Source organism: Streptomyces sp. Ag109_O5-1 (assembly GCF_003814875.1).
Lineage (GTDB): Bacteria > Actinomycetota > Actinomycetes > Streptomycetales > Streptomycetaceae > Streptomyces > Streptomyces sasae.
This window is the reverse complement of the sequence record NZ_RKQF01000001.1, coordinates 2,063,233-2,078,606: the sequence shown is the minus strand read 5'-3', so window position 1 is coordinate 2,078,606 and position 15,374 is coordinate 2,063,233. Positions and strand designations below refer to the sequence as shown.

General features: G+C 68.6%; 12 protein-coding genes and 2 pseudogenes. 6 read left to right on the top strand and 8 right to left on the bottom strand.

What is annotated here, in order from left to right:
• Positions 1-387 precede the first annotated feature (387 nt).
• On the top strand, positions 388-4,173 hold the full coding sequence (locus EDD90_RS09355; RefSeq protein WP_260327754.1) for a WD40 repeat domain-containing protein: 3,786 nt from the start codon (positions 388-390) through the stop codon (positions 4,171-4,173).
• A gap of 68 nt (positions 4,174-4,241) precedes the next feature.
• On the opposite strand, the gene EDD90_RS57030 is transcribed toward EDD90_RS09355, so the two are convergent.
• The 3 genes from EDD90_RS57030 to EDD90_RS09340 form a co-directional block, all read right to left on the bottom strand.
• Positions 4,242-4,316: a hypothetical protein gene (locus EDD90_RS57030; RefSeq protein WP_260328702.1), complete on the bottom strand. Its 75-nt coding sequence runs from the start codon at positions 4,314-4,316 to the stop codon at positions 4,242-4,244.
• Positions 4,316-7,339: a tetratricopeptide repeat protein gene (locus EDD90_RS09345; protein WP_260327753.1), complete on the bottom strand. Its 3,024-nt coding sequence runs from the start codon at positions 7,337-7,339 to the stop codon at positions 4,316-4,318. The genes EDD90_RS57030 and EDD90_RS09345 overlap by 1 nt, the downstream gene beginning before the upstream one ends.
• Before the next feature lie 227 nt (positions 7,340-7,566).
• A complete protein-coding gene (locus EDD90_RS09340) occupies positions 7,567-8,040 on the bottom strand; it encodes a hypothetical protein (protein ID WP_123972619.1) in 474 nt (157 codons plus the stop codon).
• Between the two features lie 550 nt (positions 8,041-8,590).
• On the opposite strand from EDD90_RS09340, the gene EDD90_RS55220 reads away from it, so the two are divergent.
• The 5 genes and pseudogenes from EDD90_RS55220 (at position 8,591) to EDD90_RS09310 (ending at position 12,768) form a co-directional block, all read left to right on the top strand.
• The gene (locus tag EDD90_RS55220; RefSeq protein WP_185149000.1) at positions 8,591-8,884 is read left to right on the top strand and encodes a hypothetical protein; all 294 of its coding nucleotides are present in this window, start codon (positions 8,591-8,593) and stop codon (positions 8,882-8,884) included.
• Positions 8,885-9,022: 138 nt separating this feature from the next.
• On the top strand, positions 9,023-9,232 hold the full coding sequence (locus EDD90_RS09325) for a Tn3 family transposase (RefSeq protein ID WP_123972618.1): 210 nt from the start codon (positions 9,023-9,025) through the stop codon (positions 9,230-9,232).
• 32 nt (positions 9,233-9,264) lie between these two features.
• The gene (locus tag EDD90_RS09320) at positions 9,265-9,666 is read left to right on the top strand and encodes a hypothetical protein (RefSeq protein WP_148098568.1); all 402 of its coding nucleotides are present in this window, start codon (positions 9,265-9,267) and stop codon (positions 9,664-9,666) included.
• A gap of 119 nt (positions 9,667-9,785) precedes the next feature.
• Positions 9,786-10,620, top strand: a pseudogene (locus tag EDD90_RS09315) (IS256 family transposase); the annotation flags it as partial.
• Positions 10,621-10,767: 147 nt separating this feature from the next.
• Positions 10,768-12,768, top strand: coding sequence for an ISAzo13 family transposase (locus tag EDD90_RS09310; RefSeq protein WP_398928483.1), 2,001 nt, complete (start codon positions 10,768-10,770; stop codon positions 12,766-12,768).
• Here EDD90_RS09310 and EDD90_RS57025 read toward each other — a convergent pair.
• The 5 genes and pseudogenes from EDD90_RS57025 to EDD90_RS09290 all read right to left on the bottom strand — a co-directional run bounded on the left by EDD90_RS57025 (position 12,728) and on the right by EDD90_RS09290 (position 15,359).
• Complete coding sequence (locus EDD90_RS57025) at positions 12,728-13,282, bottom strand: transposase (RefSeq protein ID WP_260328701.1); 555 nt, start codon at positions 13,280-13,282, stop codon at positions 12,728-12,730. The two genes, EDD90_RS09310 and EDD90_RS57025, sit on opposite strands and share 41 nt — an antisense overlap.
• Positions 13,212-13,625, bottom strand: a pseudogene (locus EDD90_RS58935) (transposase); the annotation flags it as partial. The pseudogene EDD90_RS58935 and the gene EDD90_RS57025, both read right to left, overlap by 71 nt.
• 66 nt (positions 13,626-13,691) lie before the next feature.
• Positions 13,692-14,021 carry a hypothetical protein gene (locus tag EDD90_RS09300; protein ID WP_123972614.1) on the bottom strand — a complete coding sequence of 110 codons (330 nt, stop codon included), beginning with the start codon at positions 14,019-14,021 and terminating at the stop codon, positions 13,692-13,694.
• A gap of 115 nt (positions 14,022-14,136) precedes the next feature.
• The gene (locus tag EDD90_RS09295) at positions 14,137-14,904 is read right to left on the bottom strand and encodes a transposase (protein ID WP_123972613.1); all 768 of its coding nucleotides are present in this window, start codon (positions 14,902-14,904) and stop codon (positions 14,137-14,139) included.
• Between the two features lie 23 nt (positions 14,905-14,927).
• A complete protein-coding gene (locus EDD90_RS09290; RefSeq protein WP_123972612.1) occupies positions 14,928-15,359 on the bottom strand; it encodes a hypothetical protein in 432 nt (143 codons plus the stop codon).
• Positions 15,360-15,374 lie beyond the last annotated feature (15 nt).

Sequence of the window (15,374 nt, the reverse complement as noted above, 5' to 3'; positions counted from 1 at the left end):
GGCGAAGAAGCGTCATTCATGGACTCCTTTCACTTGTTTCGCGTCCTGCCATGCGTCTCTGACCACGGGCGCCGGCTCTATGGCGCCTCTGCGGCGGCGCCCTTCGCCCGCCCCAGTCCGCACGCTGAAGGCAACGGGCCGTTGCGGTCGGTGGACGCGGCCACGGCCATGTGCGGCAGTACCTGCCGTCGACCTGCCGCTGCCGTCCCGCCCCATGCTTCTGGCCCGGCACGTTGTTGCGCACGCCTGCATTGCCGAATGCAACAAACGTCGCGGCAGGCCGGCCGTAGGCGCCGATCGGCTGAAACAAGCTGGTCAGGGATGCGACGGTGACGAAGAAGGTGCCACTGTTGTCCCTCACTGCTGGCGTTGACCATGGGGGATGGGATGGGGCGTAGTGAGGGACCGCTGGATCCGTCGGCCGGGCCGGTCCAACGTCTCGCGTTCGAGTTACGCAAGCTGCGCCAGGACGCCGGAGGCCTGACCTACAGCGTCATGGCGCAGTGCACCGACTATTCGGTCGCCACCTTGTCCAGGGCGGCCGCAGGCGGCCAACTGCCCACGCTGGAGGTGGTACTGGCCTATGTGCGGGCGTGCGGTGCGGACCCCGAGGAATGGGAGCCGCGCTGGCGGGCGGTGGCTCGGGAAGTGGCCGCCGAGCCGGAGGACGCCGATGACGCGGATGCCCCCTATCGGGGGCTGACCCGCTTCGAACCCAGTGATCGGCATCTGTTCTTCGGGCGCGACCAGCTCGTGGCCCGACTGACCGAGCGGGTGCGGGCCTGCCGTATGGTCGCGGTGGTGGGCGCTTCCGGCAGCGGGAAGTCCTCCCTGCTGCGCGCGGGGCTCCTCCCGTCCCTCCAGGACCAGCAGTCATCGGAGTGCCGACTGGCAGCCATCCGGATCCTCACCCCGGGGCCTCGCCCGGCGTCCACCCACTCACGCGCGTTGACGGCGAGTCAGAGTGCCGGCGACACGGTGGTCGTTGTCGACCAGTTCGAGGAGCTCTTCACCCTGTGCTCGGACCCAGCGGAGCGGGCGGCATTTCTTGACCTGCTGGTGAGCGCGGTGGAACCGGAGAGCAGGCTGCGGGTGGTGATCGCGGTACGGGCGGACTTCCTCAATCGCTGTGCCGACCATCGTCCGCTCGCCGCGGCTCTCACCGACGCCACCTTCCTGCTCGGCCCCATGGGGCCAGTCGAACTGCGCGACGCGATCGTGAAACCCGCCGTGGCCGCGGGGCTGATCGTGGAGCGTACGTTGACGGCGAGGATCGTCGAGGACGTCGCCGAGGAACCCGGCGGACTGCCGCTCATGTCCCACGCGTTGCTGGAGACCTGGCGCCGCCGCAGGGGCCGCACCCTCACGCTGGCTGCCTACGAGGCCGCGGGCGGTGTGCACGGTGCCCTCACCCGCACCGCCGAAGAGCTGTACACCCGCCTCTCGCCGGAACGGGCTGAGGTCGCCCGGCGTATCCTGCTGCGACTGATCACGCCCGGTGAAGGGGCCCAGGACACCAGCCGGCCCGCCGAGCACGCCGAACTGCAGGCGCTGAGCGCCACCGGCCAGTCCGCCGACACGGCCTCGGTGCTGGAACAACTGGCCCGCGCACGGCTGGTCACACTCGACGGCGACATGGTGCACCTGGCGCACGAAGCGTTGATCACCGCGTGGCCGCGACTGCAGTCCTGGATCGGCGGCGCCCGCGAACGGCTCCGGGTCCACCGCCAGCTCACCGAGGCCGCCCGCGCCTGGAACACCCTCGACCAGGACACCGGGGCCCTGTACCGCGGCACCCGCCTCGCCACAGCCGAGGAGTGCCTCACCGGGAGGTATCGTGCGGACCTCACCCCGTCCGAGGCCGCGTTCCTCGACGCCAGCATCGCCGCCCGCGAGCAGGAGCGTCGAGCGGCCGCTCGCACCGTTCGGCGCATCCGGGCGCTGCTGGCCGCGGTGTCCGCCCTTCTCCTGCTCGCGTCGACGGTCGCTGTCGTCGCCTTCCAGCAGCGCTCGCTGGCCCGCGCCGGCCGCGACCGCGCGGTGGCCGAGCAGGTGGAGGCCGAGGCAGGCCAGCTGAACGCGACCGATCCGTCGCTGGCGGCACGGATGTACGTGGCGGCGCACCGGCTGCGGTCGGACCGTGAAGCCGCCGCGGGCTTGCTGGACACGCAGAACATCGCGCTGTCCTCCGTACTGTCCGGCCATTCCCAGGCGGTGTACGCGGTGGCGTTCTCCCCGGACGGGCGGACCCTCGCGACCGGGGCCGGTGACGACACCATCCGGCTGTGGAGCCTGGCCGACCCCGCGCACCCCGTCCCGCTCGGCAAACCACTGACCGGGCACACCGACTGGGTGTACTGGCTGCAGTTCTCCCCGGACGGTCACACCCTGGCCAGCGCGAGCCGGGATCGTACGGCACGACTGTGGGACGTCCGCGACCCGCTGCACCCGAGGGCTCTCGGCAAGCCCCTGACCGGTCATTATAACTATGTCTTCTCCGTGTCGTTCAACCACGACGGGCGCATCCTGGCCACCGCCAGCCAGGACCACACCGTTCGGCTCTGGGACGTCTCCGACCCGGCACACGCCAAGGCATTGGGCCATCCGCTCACCGGGACCGACGAAGCCGTCGCCTCGGCCGCCTTCAGCCCGGACGGCCGCACAGTGGCCGCCCCCGGCCACGATCACAAGATCCGTCTGTGGAACGTTACTGACCCGGCCCGGCCGAAGCTGTGGTCGAAGCCGCTGAGCAACCCGGACGTCGTCTACGCGGTCGCCTTCCGCCGGGACAGCAAGCTCATGGCCAGCGTGGGCAACGACTACAAGGTACGGCTCTGGGACGTGTCCGACCCCGCGCACACCAAGCCACTGGGCCAGCCGCTGACCGGCCACACCGACACCCTGCTCGCGGTCGCGTTCTCACCGGACGGCCGGACACTTGCCACCGGCGGCGCGGACCACACCATCCGGCTGTGGGACGTCTCCGACCCCCGGCATCCAGCCCTGCTCGGGCAGCCGCTGATCGGCCACACCGGATTCGTCAACTGGCTGGCCTTCAGCCCCGACGGGCAGTCGCTGGCCAGCGCCAGCGACGACCACACCGTACGTCTGTGGCATCTCCCGCACGCCGTCCTGGCCGGCCATCTCGGCAGCGTCACCGGCATCGCGTTCAGCCAGAACGGCCGTGTCCTGACCAGCGCGAGCGCCGGAAGGGTACGGCTGTGGGACATCCGCGATCCAGCCCACGGCAGGCAGCTAAGCGAACTGCCGGGTCAGCACCTCGCCATCCGGACCGTGTTCCAGCCGCGGGGCCGACTGCTGGCGAGCGCCGACAGTGACGGCACCGTGTGGCTGTGGGACGTCTCCGCCCCGGACCGCCCCCTGCGGGTCGGCCTGATCCACACCGGCGGCGCCGACCAGTCCGATGGCGTGCTGGCCTTCACTCCTGACGGACACGTACTGGTCACAGGCGGCCCCAAGTACAGCCTCCGGCTGTGGAACGTCACCGACCCCGCAGGCCCCACCGCCCTCGGCAGCCCGCTGACCGGCCACATCAGCTTTGTCCACTGGGCGGGCGTCAGCCCGGACGGCCATACCCTGGCCAGCACGAGCGAGGACGACAAGGTCCGCCTGTGGGACATCCGCGAACCGGCCCGTCCCAAGCCCCTGGCGGACATCCGCACAGTCGACACAGGCGGCACCTTGTGGGGCGCCTTCAGCCCCGACGGACGGCTCCTAGCAACCGCCGGCGTCGGCCACGATGTACGCCTGTGGAACCTCAGCGACCCCGCGCACGCATCGGCCACCGGCAGCTCGCTGACCGGTCACACCGGCCGGGTGACCTGGGTGGGCTTCAGCCCGGACGGCCACACGCTGGCCTCCGCCGGCGAGGACCGAAGCGTCCTGCTGTGGGACCTGACCGACCTCACCCGGCCGGCGCCCTGGGGCAAGGCGCTCACCGCAGGGCACACCGAAGCGATAGAGACGGCCGCGTACCGCCCGGACGGCCAGCTCCTGGCCACAGCAGGACCTGACGGGACGATCGAGCTCACGCCCCTCGGGCTCGGCCAGGCAATCCGGCGGATCTGCGCCGGCACCGCCGGTCAACTCACACCGCCGGAATGGCGGGACTACATAAGGGAACTCCCGTACGCGCAGCCATGCCGTGCCTGACGAGCCCTCCCGCACACTGCCGTCGCCCCGGCCCCGCGCTCCCGAAGCCAGGGCACCGGCCGGTTGGCTCACACGACGTACTCGCCGCCGGTGCGACCTCGGGTGCGGGCGGCCTCCAGGCCGTCCCTGGATCGCTCAGACATCAGGGCATGCTCGAACTCGGCGAACGCGCCGAGGATTGAGAATCGGGCGGCAGCGGATTCTCCCCCAGCCAGCGGCGGACTGCCTCCGCCTCTTCATCACGCCCGAGTCCCTCAAGCAGATCCGCCTGTAGACCCAGCACATTGTAGAGTTGCGGGAGCGCGGAGGGCATCGTGGCGATGTGACGGCGGTGGAGCTCCACGGCCTCTCCCGTCGCGCGTAGCGCCTCGGAAAGGTCACCCCTTATCGCCAGAAGCATGGCCAAGACAGCTAGCGAGGACGCGAGGTCGGGCTCGTAGACGGCCGGGTTGTCCGCCGCGAGCCGGCGCCGGATCTCCACAGCCTCCTGCTCGGCGGTGATGGCTTCTTTCCGGCGCTCTGCCTTCCACAGCTGAGCGGTGAGGCCGGACAGCGTGAGCGCGAGGTCGGGCTCGTAGGCGGCCGGGTTGTTCGTGTCTTCCCCCTCGCGGCGTAACGCGGTGATGGCGGCTCGGACGGCGAGGGTGTCAGGGTGATCGGGACCCAGCACCCGTCTCGTGTCAGCCATCAACTGCACGAAGACAGCGGCAGCGCCGACGCCGTCCCCCGCCGCCGCCAGCCACCGGCCGGAGCTAGCTCGGATGGTGAAGGTCTGGGGGTGGTCCGGACCAAGTACCCGCAACGTGTGATCAAGTAGTTCGGCATAGGCGGCAGCGGCACCCGCCGCATCCCCCGCATCCCCTCGATAAGTCGCAAGGTTTGCTCGGATGGTGAGGGCATCGGGGTGGTCAGGGCCCGTTACTCGCAGATGGTCGGCCAACAACTGCTCGAACGCTGCCACAGCGCCAGCCGCATCACCGGCCTTCCCTCGCCAGTAGGCGAGGCTGTTCCGGACGTTGAGGGTGTCGGGGTGGTCCGGGCCAAGTACCCGCAACGTGTGATCGAGCAGTTCGGCGTAGGCGGCAGCGGTAACCGCCGCATCCCCCGCATCCGCCCGACAAGACGCGAGGTTTGCTCGTGCCTTGAGAGTGTCGGGATGGTCGGGACCGAGCAGCCGCAGCGCGGCAGCCAGTAGCTGCTCCAAGGCGGCGGCAGCACCCGCCGCATCACCGGCCCTTCTCTTCTGCACGGCGAGATTGTTCCGCGTGGTGAGGATCTTGGGGTGATCCTGGTCCAGTACCCGCTCCTGGTCGGCCAGCAGCTGCTCGAAGGCTGCGGCAGCGCCGGCCGCGTCCCCCGCCTCGCCACGCCAAAAGGCGAGGTCGTGGCGTGTGGTGAGGGTCCAGGGGTGGTCAGGGCCTAACAGCCGCACCTCATCGGCGAGCAGCTGCTCGTGCGTGGTGACGGCGCCGCATACGCCCCCCGCCCGGCCACGCCAGTTGCCCAAGTCGCTTCGTGTGGTGAAAGTTATCGGATCGTGGGGGCCCGTTGCTCGCAGCTGGTCGGCCAGCAGCTGCTCGAAGGCGGCGGCAGCACCGGCCGGGTCCCCCGCTCGTCCTCGATAAGTGGCGAGATTGGCTCGGGTCATGAAGGGGCGGTGGTCGCGGCCCAATATTCGCAGCTCGTCGGCCAGCAGCTGCTCGAAGGCTGCGGCGGCACCGGCCGCGTCCCCCGCCTCACCACGCCATTCGGCGAGCATGGCCCGGGCGCTGAGGGTGGTGGTGTGGTCGGGGCCGAGTACCCGCAGTTCGTCGGCCAGCAGGTGCTCGAAAGCGGCGGCGGCACCGGCCGCGTCCCCGGCCTCGCCACGCCATCTGGCGAGCTCTTGCCGGGCACCGAGGGTGTAGATGTCATCGGCGCCGAGACGGTCATGGGCCATGGTGGCCATGTGCTCGTAGTGCTTGATCGCGGCGGCGGGCTGACCGGAGTGGCCGAGACTGCTACCGAAGCGGAACAGCACAGCGAGCCCGGCTCCCTCTTGGAACAGGGCGTCCTCGGCATGTCTGACGAGCGCTCCGGTGTTGGCACGCAGAGCCTGGCTGAGGGCGGCGTCGCATTCGGTGTTCGGCCACACGTCGAACAGGGCGTCGGCGGCGGTGCGGGCGAGATGGTCCTGTTGGTGCGAGGCGAAGGTGTCCCGGGTGACGCGCTGGATGAGCTGGTGGACGCGTACAGCGTGGTGGGGGGTGTCGGGAGCGTGGTCGATCAGGCTGAGCCGGTGCAGCACACGCAGTGCGCCGGCAGCCTCCTCGGCCGTCACCAGGGCGGATCCCTGATGGCCGGCGGCGCGATGAGCCGCCAGGTGAGCGCGCGTCGGTTCGCTCAGGAGGACGGCATCTGGGATGCCGTTCGGGTCGAGCATCGCAGTGAGCTGGAGCATGGGCCGGGCCAGACCTGCGGGCTGAAGCTTCTCGGCACGTTCGATGGACAGTGACCAGGTGGCGGCGACGGTGGTGGTCTGGTCGTCGGGCAGCGCACTGGGTTCGGGCAGCAGGTCGGCCAGCTTCCTGATCCGGTCGGCGAGCAGTCGGCGATAGTCGGCGCAGGTGATAGCCGTGTCGATCAGGTAGGCGGCGGCCTGAGCGAGAGCAAGCGGCAGGTGTCCCAAGTCGGCGGCGAGAGCCTGGATCTCATTGAGGGGATCATGACGGCCGTGGGCGGCAAGTACGGCGGTGAGGTACGCGACAGCCTCCCAGGGCATGAACATGCCCACATGCAGGAGGCGTCGCCCATCTCCGGACAAGGCTGCCTCGCGACGACGGGTGGTGACCAGAGTGCGGCCGTGTCGGTTCGGCGGCCACAGGCCGCGCAGGTCGGCGGGGTCGGCAAGATCGTCCAAGACCACCAGCCACCGGCACTGCCTCGGGCCGTCCTTGGGTTCCAGCCAGGCCAGGAAGGCCCGGGCGGCATGCTCCGGGTCACTGGGATCCGCCGCCAGCACCTCTACGCCAGCCTGCGCGTATCCGTCCATGATTGTCTGGCGGCTGCTTGCGCTGATCCACACCAGAACATCCACACTGCCATCCTCCCAGGCGGCGCGGGCATAGTCGGCGGCCAACTGGGTTTTGCCCACCCCGCCGGTCCCAGTCAGCACCTGGCTCAGCACCGTAGTACCCCCACTGTCGGCTGCGGCCCGCAACTGGTCGGCCTCGGTCCGGTGCTGAAAGGACAACGCGCGAGGCGGGATCACACCAACCTGGTGCGGCCAGGCAGCCGGCTTACGCGGCGCGGCGTAGTGGTGGACCCGCTCGGCGTAGCCGATAGCGATACTGCCATGGTCGGCAAAGATGCTGGTGACCCCGCTGGGCCTGGCCGAGGCGGCTCCGGGTACGCTCAGCCCTCGTGCGGACCCGGCTGCGGAGGGTTTCCCAGCGTCACGTTCCCCATGCTCCAGGCGGCTGCGGAGCCGTGGTCGGCGTGAATCTTTACATCCCCCACGACGGCTTGCCCGCCGTCACCGACCGACACCCCGCCATAATGATTATGCTGGGCCAGCAGGGCCCGCAACTCCTCAGCGGCGCCGACCCGTTCGGCCTCGCCCAGGCTTTCCAGCAGAGCCTCGATCCGCGCCTGCCACACCGCCTCCTGAAGGATACGCACCCCCTCGGCCTCGGCCGCCCCGGCAGTCTGTAGCTCACGCGCGGCCTGATCCAGACGCTCTAGCACCGCGCGCTCGCGCTGCTCGTCGCCCCGGCCGAACCAACGTGCCACCGCCTGCCGTAGCGCGGTCCATACGTCCGTCCCCGCAGCCTGCACCACCGCGGTCCCACCCGCCGCGGCCAACGCCGCCAACGCCTGATCCAGCATCCCCGTTCTTCCCTCCCAAGAATGTCCCAGCAGTACGGTAGCGCCGCATCTGACGCCCGCTCAGCGTCATGAGAGAACTGACGAAATCCGGGCCGTCCCCCTCGTAGAGCGGCCACCTGGGACGCCCGGGGTGACCACGGTCAGCCGCGGCACCGGGCGGCCGGGGTGCTCGCGGCGACGTGCGCTGCGCCCGCGTCCACGCCGGGGCGGGCGTACCACTCCAGGGAACGGTGTGAACGGTCACGTAATTTCGTGATCGCTCACAAACGGACGAGGCGTGCCAGGAGCGCGCCATCAGCATCGGGTGGACGTGCCGCGCTCGGCGTCGTGCGTGAGCGCACTGTGACGCAGACTTTCGACCTGCGCCATGGTGGCGATCTCCGCCACCGCGAGCGCGGTCCGCAGGTTTCAGCCGACCGCCGCCAGCGATCAGCCACCCACAACTTTGTTGCATGTGACAGCAGGGAGGTGCGCAACAACCAGTCGGCCTAGAAACCTTGTTACGCGGCCAGCCGGTCAGGCGCCGCTCTGCGATCCGGGAGGAAAACGAATGCGATCCAATGTTTTGACGAGGGCACTCGTCAGCGCCACTGCCGTTGTCGGGATTGCCGCCGCCAGCCTGGCAGGTGCGAGCGCCAGCTTCGCGGCGCCCGCACTGAGCGTGAAACCGGCAGAGAGCGCTGTGGGCGACGTGCACCCGATGGCCAGCTGGCACTTCTACCGCGCCTACTGGACCAAGGCCGCCTGTGTCTCCGAGGGAGAATCCCTGCCGTACGACTACTACTGCACCGGCGGCTACGGCAGCGACGGCAACTGGAAGTACTTCCTGTACGTCTGGTACTAGACCGAAGCTTCGCGGCGGGTCTTGCAGCAGACGCCCCACTTGACGCTCAGGCCCCTGACTTCGCTGGGGCCTGAGCCATCGTGGCCCGACCACCGACCGAGTAGCTGACCCTGGCCGGCCAGCCGCAGCTACGCAGCGATGCAGGCGTACGGGATAGACGCCACGAAGGTCATCGTGGTCACCCGCAAGGAGGCGCACTACGTGCTGGACGAGATCATGGGCAACAAGACCGACCTGCCGATCACGGAGCACGCGACCGATACGCACGGCGTCACCCAGGTCATCTTCGCGCTGCTACTACGAGATGGTCCTGCCACCAACCACGTCAACGGGAGAACGACGCAGTGAACCGACTCAAGATGAACCTTGCTGCCATCACTATGGCAACCGCCCTAGCCAGTGCGGCGACCGGCATGGCCTCCCCGGCCCATGCCACAACGACATCCCAGAGCCGCATCGCCACCTCGGCTGCTTCTGCGGCTTCCAAGGTCTACTTCATCTCCTCCTCTCCGGTGACCATTCCGGGCTGCAAGGCGTGGATGAACGGCAAGAAGCCCGGTCCCAAGGTGCAAGGGCTCGTGCAGACCTGGAGTGGCTCCGACTGCGCGATGCGCCTGGAGATCGACCACAATCAGCAGATCAAGTGGGTGGACAGTGCTGGCATAGGAGGGAGCCTCAACAAGGGCAGCACCAAGTTCCACTACGACGGCCGTGGCTACAAGGCCCGCGTATGCGTGAACAACCTCAACAACGGCTGGGACGACTGCGGGGCCTGGTACTAGGGACTGTCTCCGGTTGTGATCAAGCGGGGCTGGCACACTTCTCATGTGATGACACCACGCGAGTTGCGAGAGGGTCTGTACGGTGAGCGGTGTAACTCCCGAGCTGGAAGCGACAGTTGATGACTGACGTGACGAGTGACACCGAGGCCGGGAAGGCCGCTGTGAGTGGGGCAAGCGCCGTCGATGACGGGCTGGTCGCCGAGCTGGTTGCCCGGGCCCAGGCCGGTGGCGTGAAGCTCACCGGGGAGGGTGGCCTCCTGCAGGCAGCTGACCAAACGGGTACTGGAGTCCGCTCTGGAGGGCGAGCTCACGGATCATCTGGGGCACGAGCCCGGTGAGCGGGCTGAGGGTGGCAGGGAGAACTACCGCAACGGGCAACGCTCCAAGACGGTGATCACAGAGTCGGGGCCGGTCGAGATCTCGGTGCCGCGGGATAGGGCCGGGTCGTTCGAGCCGCAGCTGGTCAAGAAGCGGCAGCGGCGTCTGGGCGGGGTGGATGAGATGGTTCTGTCGCTGTCGGCGAAGGGGCTGACGCATGGGGAGATCTCCGCGCATCTCGCCGAGGTGTATGGCGCGGAGATCTCCAAGTCCACGATCTCCACGATCACCGACAGCGTGATGGCCGGCATGACGGAATGGCAGAACCGTCCGCTGGACAGCGTCTACCCGGTCGTGTTCATCGACTGTGTGAACGTGAAGGTCAGGGACGGGCAGGTCGCCGACCGGCCTGTCTACATGGCGGTGGCGGTCACCGCCGAGGGGCACCGGGACATTCTGGGCCTGTGGATCGGCGACGGCGGTGAAGGTTCGAAGTACTGGCTCCAGGTCCTGACCGAGATCAAGAACCGCGGCGCGGCCGATGTCCTGATGCTGGTCTGTGACGGCCTGACCGGTCTCCCGGACGCCGTGAACACCGTCTGGCCTGCGACGATCGTCCAGACCTGTGTCGTTCACCGTGAAGCCGTCAAGAAACAACGCGTTGCTTCGCGGAGACGAACTCGTTGATGTGGTATGCGCATATCCGCCGAGGTCCGCAGTCAGTTGGCTCGACGGTTCGACGTTCTGCTCCCGCACCTGAACGAGCGTCAACGGCGTCTGGCGCTGGCGACCGAGGCCCGGCTGCTCGGGCATGGAGGCGTCGGTGTGGTTGCGCGGATAGCCGAGGTCAGCGAGACGACCGTCCGCAAGGGCGTGTTCGAACTCGAGGCCGGAGTCGATCCGCTGCCCGAAGGACGTGTCCGGCGCCCTGGCGGCGGGCGGATGCGGGCCGAGGCGATCGACCCTGAGCTGGTTCCGGTGCTGATGGCGCTGGTCGAACCGGACGAGCGCGGTGATCGGATGTCGCCGTTGCGCTGGACGACGAAGTCGCTGCGGCACCTGGCCGCGGAGCTGTCCCGGCAAGGGCACCGGGTGACCGCGCCCACGGTGGGCCGGCTGCTCAAGGAACACGGGTTCAGTCTGCAGGGCACCGCCAAGACCCTGGAAGGCGATCAACACCCGGACCGGGACGCGCAGTTCCGCTATATCAACGAGCAGGTCAAACAGCACCAGGCCGCGGGCGAGCCGGTAATCAGCGTGGACGCGAAGAAGAAGGAACAGATCGGGCAGCTGCCGATGCCCGGACAGGAATGGCGGCCGGCCGGACAACCCGTCGAGGTCGAGGACCACAGCTTCTTCGCCAGCCCGCACGTGGAGTCCGTCATCCCGTACGGGATCTACGACATGTCCGCGAACACCGGCTGGGTGAACGTCGGCACCGACCACAACACCGCCACGTTCGCCGCCTCGTCGATCCGACGCTGGTGGCAGGCGCGCGGCCAGTACGACTACCCCGCGGCATCCCGGCTGCTGATCACTGCGGACGCCGGAGGCTCCAACAGCTACCGCTACCGAGTTTGGAAGGCCGAACTGGCCGCGTTCGCCGCCGACGCCGGTCTGACTGTGACGGTTTGCCACTTTCCGCCAGGTACGTCAAAATGGAACAAAATCGAACACCGACTGTTCTCCCACATCACTATGAACTGGCGCGGACGCCCCCTGACCAGCCACGAAGTCGTCCTCAATACGATTGCCGCGACCACGACCCGGAGCGGACTGCGTGTCGAGGCCGCTCTCGACGAGGGCTCCTACCCGACCGGCATCGCCGTCAGCCGTGAGCAGATTCAGGCCCTGCCGATTACCGCGCATGACCAGCACGGCCGGTGGAACTACAGTATCGCCCCGACCGGCACCACCGCCCTCGCGCCGCGCGCCGACGAACGGGCAAAGGCCCGCACACACTCCCTGCAGATGCTCGCCGACCCCCGCCTGACCGGCATGAACGATGGCGAACTGGACGCGCTGCAGGCCCAGTTGGCTCCGGCTCAGGCGGCAGCGGCCGAACAGCACCGTTACGTGCTCCGCAAAGGACGACGCGTCGCTACCACCGGCCGCAGCCGATCCCTGCTGTCAGATGCGGACGAAGTCCTCCTCACCGTCATCTACCTGCGGCAGGTCTGCCCGCAGAAGGTGCTGGGCGACCTGCTCGGGATGAACCCCGTCACCATCGGCCACGCAATCAAGGCCACCCGGAAGCTGCTGGACGAACGGAAAATCAGCATCACACCCACCGTCGTGCGCTACTTCACCCGCGCCGAGGACCTCCGCGCCTGGGTCACCGGCAGCGGCCCGGCCGAGCACGCTCCCGCGACACCGACCCACCAGGCGCTGACGGACCCGACGCTGACCGGCATGTCCCGCGAGGCACTGCACGCCCTGCTCGAAGAACTGATCGTGCCCTATGCCGCCGGGATCGAAGAACGCCGCCACCGCCAGCGCGGCGGCAACCGGCGCCCAGGCACCCGCGGCGGCGTGTTCCGGGAGAAGATCACCGACGGCGACCGAATCCTCGCCACGATCCTCTACCGCCGCCGTGTCTGCGGCCTCGACGCTCTCGCCGAGCTGTTCGGCGTCTGCCGCAGCACACTGTGGAACGCGATCCGCGACGTCCTGCCGATCCTCGACGACCGTCGCATCGACATCTCCCCCGCCGGCCACCGCCACCCCACCGCATCCGACCTGCTCACCTCGATCGGCGCCGATAACCACCAGGTTGTTTCTTGACGGTTTCACGGTGGACCACGCAGAGCTGGACATCGGCCTGGGGCCAGACATCGTTGACCGACTCCGGCAGGCCTTTCAGCCCGTCGCAGCAGGCGATCAGGACATCCTGGACGCCGCGGTTGCGTAGTTCGGCCAGCCAGGTCATCCACTGCTTGGCGCCCTCACCGCCCGTGCCGACCCACATCCCGAGCCCGTCGAGGTTGATGCCGACGGCGATGCAGACGGGCTTGTTCGCGACGGCCCCGTCGCGGATCTTGATGTAGATGCAGTCGATCAGCAGGACCGCGTAGATGCGGTCGAGCGGGCGGGTCCGCCAGACGGCGAGGTCGGCTGCGACCTGGGCGGTGGCACGGGAGACCAGGTCGCGGGAGACCTCCACGTCGTAGATCTCCGCGAGGTGGGCCTGGATCTCCCCGGTCGTAAAGCCCCTTGGCGTAGAGGGAGACGATGGTCTCCGAGAAGCCGTCGACGCGCCGGGCGTGCTTGGGCACGATCTGCGGGGTGAAACTGCCAGCCCGGTCGCGGGGGATGTCAGTGGTCACCGGTCCGACCTGCGAGAGCACGGTCTTGCGGCTGGTGCCGTTGCGGTGGTTGCCCGAGCCCGCGCCGGCCGCATCGCCCTTCTCGTAGCCCAGGTGCTCGGCCATCTCGGCCTCCAGCGCACCCTCCAGGACCAGTTTCACCAGCCCCGTCAGCAGCCCGTTCTCGCCGACCAGTTGCAGCCCGTCCCGGCGGGCCCGCTCGATCAGGCTCTCGGCCAGCCCCCGGTCCTGCTCAGTCGCTGCTTGCGCCAACTCCGCCCCCGTCCGCACCTGATGCTCGTTACCCTCGGGGCCACTCTCGTTCGTACTGCCCATCGTGATCCTTCCCGGCAGAGAACCCACCTCATGCCAACTCGGGTCACACCAGGCCAAACACAAACTTCAGGACAGTCCCGCGGCAGGCAATGACGTCTCCGCCTCTGGACGCAGCTCTGGCGGGTAGCCCTTGGCACGGAGGAGGGCGTCGAGGGCGAGGGCGACGATGTCGCCATGGGGGATACCGCTGTCCGCGCTGTAGCGGCGGATACGGCGCTGGAGCTGAAGGTCTTCGGGCACGGCGTAGTTGAGCTGTCCGCGGACGGTGTGGCGGCTGTTGATGACTGCTTGGGTGTCTGGATGTGGGGTGAACGGATCGTCGGTGGGCTCGGATTGGGTTTCGAGCAGGTCGGCGAGCTCGCGCAGCAGGCGGGCGTGATGGGTGTGGTCAGGCATGTGTGGGCTGCTCCGGATGCTGCGACTAGGCGAATAGTGATCCGCCTAAGGGCTGTCCCGTAAATGATCTTCCGGCTGGTCGGGACGTGCTCGACCTCGGAACGGTCGGGCTCGCCTATCCGGCGAGGGTGAGGTTGTGCAGGCGGGCGATGCCGAGCATGGCGTGGTGGACACCGTCACCGCGGAGGCGGCAGTCGCGGAGGATCTTGTAGGTCTTCATGCGGGCGAAGCAGTGCTCGACGCGGGCGCGGACCTGCTTGTGTGACTTATTGTGAGCCTGCTTCCACTCAGGCAGTTCCTCGCCCTTGCGGCGACGGTGCGGCATCACCAGTCCGGTGCCCGGGTAACCGCCGTCGGCAATCGTCGTGGTGTTGCCGACCGCGGTCTTCGCGCCGGATTCCGCCCAGGCCCGGCAGTCATTGCGATTGCCCGGCAGTGGTCGGCCGACGACCACGACCAGGCGAGTGTCGGCGTCGATGACTACCTGGTGGTTGGTGGAGTAGCGGTAGTTCTTCGACTGCTCGGCGACCTTGTGATCGCGGGTGGGCACCAGGGTGCCGTCCACGATCAGCACGGCGTCTTTGGCGAACCGCCGGCGCGGCTGCAGGGCCAGCCTCGGCCCGAGGTCATCGATCATCCGGTCGGCGGCCGACTTCGACACGCCGAACAACGGGGCCAACTGCCGCATGGTCAGATTCGTCCGCCAGTACGCGGCCACCAGCAGCACCCGGTCCTCCAGCGGCAGCCTCCACGGTCGGCCCCGCCGGCACGCGTCGGCACCCTCGCGACGCAGTTGGATCACCAACTTGCCGAACGCACGCGGGCTCAGCCCGGTGAAGGGGGCTATCCAGGACGGCTCGGCCGCCGTGATCACACCAGCCACATCCAAGATCATCCCATCGGCGGTCAGCCGGTCACTTGCAGGTCCCCGCCCCAACTGCCGCATTCAACAGTGCCGGTGGCGAAGCAGACCTTCAGGCCGACCCGTCCGGTGCGGGCGTCAAACCTCTGGTCCACCGCGAGGATGACCTCTCCCAGGTAGTCGGCAAACGGTGTCCCGCGTTCACTCGACACCACCTCGACCCGGCTGCTCTCACCAAGGTCGTATCCCGCGTGGGGTGCCTCCTCATCCGTGATCAGGCACCAGTCGGAGCCGGTCGTGATGTGGAAGTAGCCACCAAGTTCGTCGACGAGCCAGATCTCCAGCGGGCCGGCAGCATCCTCGGAGTCGTGCCGGTGCCAGGCGGCCACCACCTGCTGCACGCGGCGTCCAGTCAGGCGGTCGGGGTTCGCCCCCGCGCCATGCAGCGGACACTCGTGCGGTTCGGTCGGTATCACCCGCAGACCGTACCT

What these genes read in the sequence shown, in the direction of transcription:
- EDD90_RS09355 (WP_260327754.1), top strand. Translation starts at nt 388, where the DNA reads ATGGGGCGTAGTGAGGGACCGCTGGATCCGTCGGCCGGGCCGGTCCAA.
- EDD90_RS09320 (WP_148098568.1), top strand. Translation starts at nt 9,265, where the DNA reads ATGGCAACCGCCCTAGCCAGTGCGGCGACCGGCATGGCCTCCCCGGCC.
- EDD90_RS09325 (WP_123972618.1), top strand. Translation starts at nt 9,023, where the DNA reads ATGCAGGCGTACGGGATAGACGCCACGAAGGTCATCGTGGTCACCCGC.
- EDD90_RS55220 (WP_185149000.1), top strand. Translation starts at nt 8,591, where the DNA reads ATGCGATCCAATGTTTTGACGAGGGCACTCGTCAGCGCCACTGCCGTT.
- EDD90_RS09340 (WP_123972619.1), bottom strand. Translation starts at nt 8,040, where the DNA reads ATGCTGGATCAGGCGTTGGCGGCGTTGGCCGCGGCGGGTGGGACCGCG.
- EDD90_RS09300 (WP_123972614.1), bottom strand. Translation starts at nt 14,021, where the DNA reads ATGCCTGACCACACCCATCACGCCCGCCTGCTGCGCGAGCTCGCCGAC.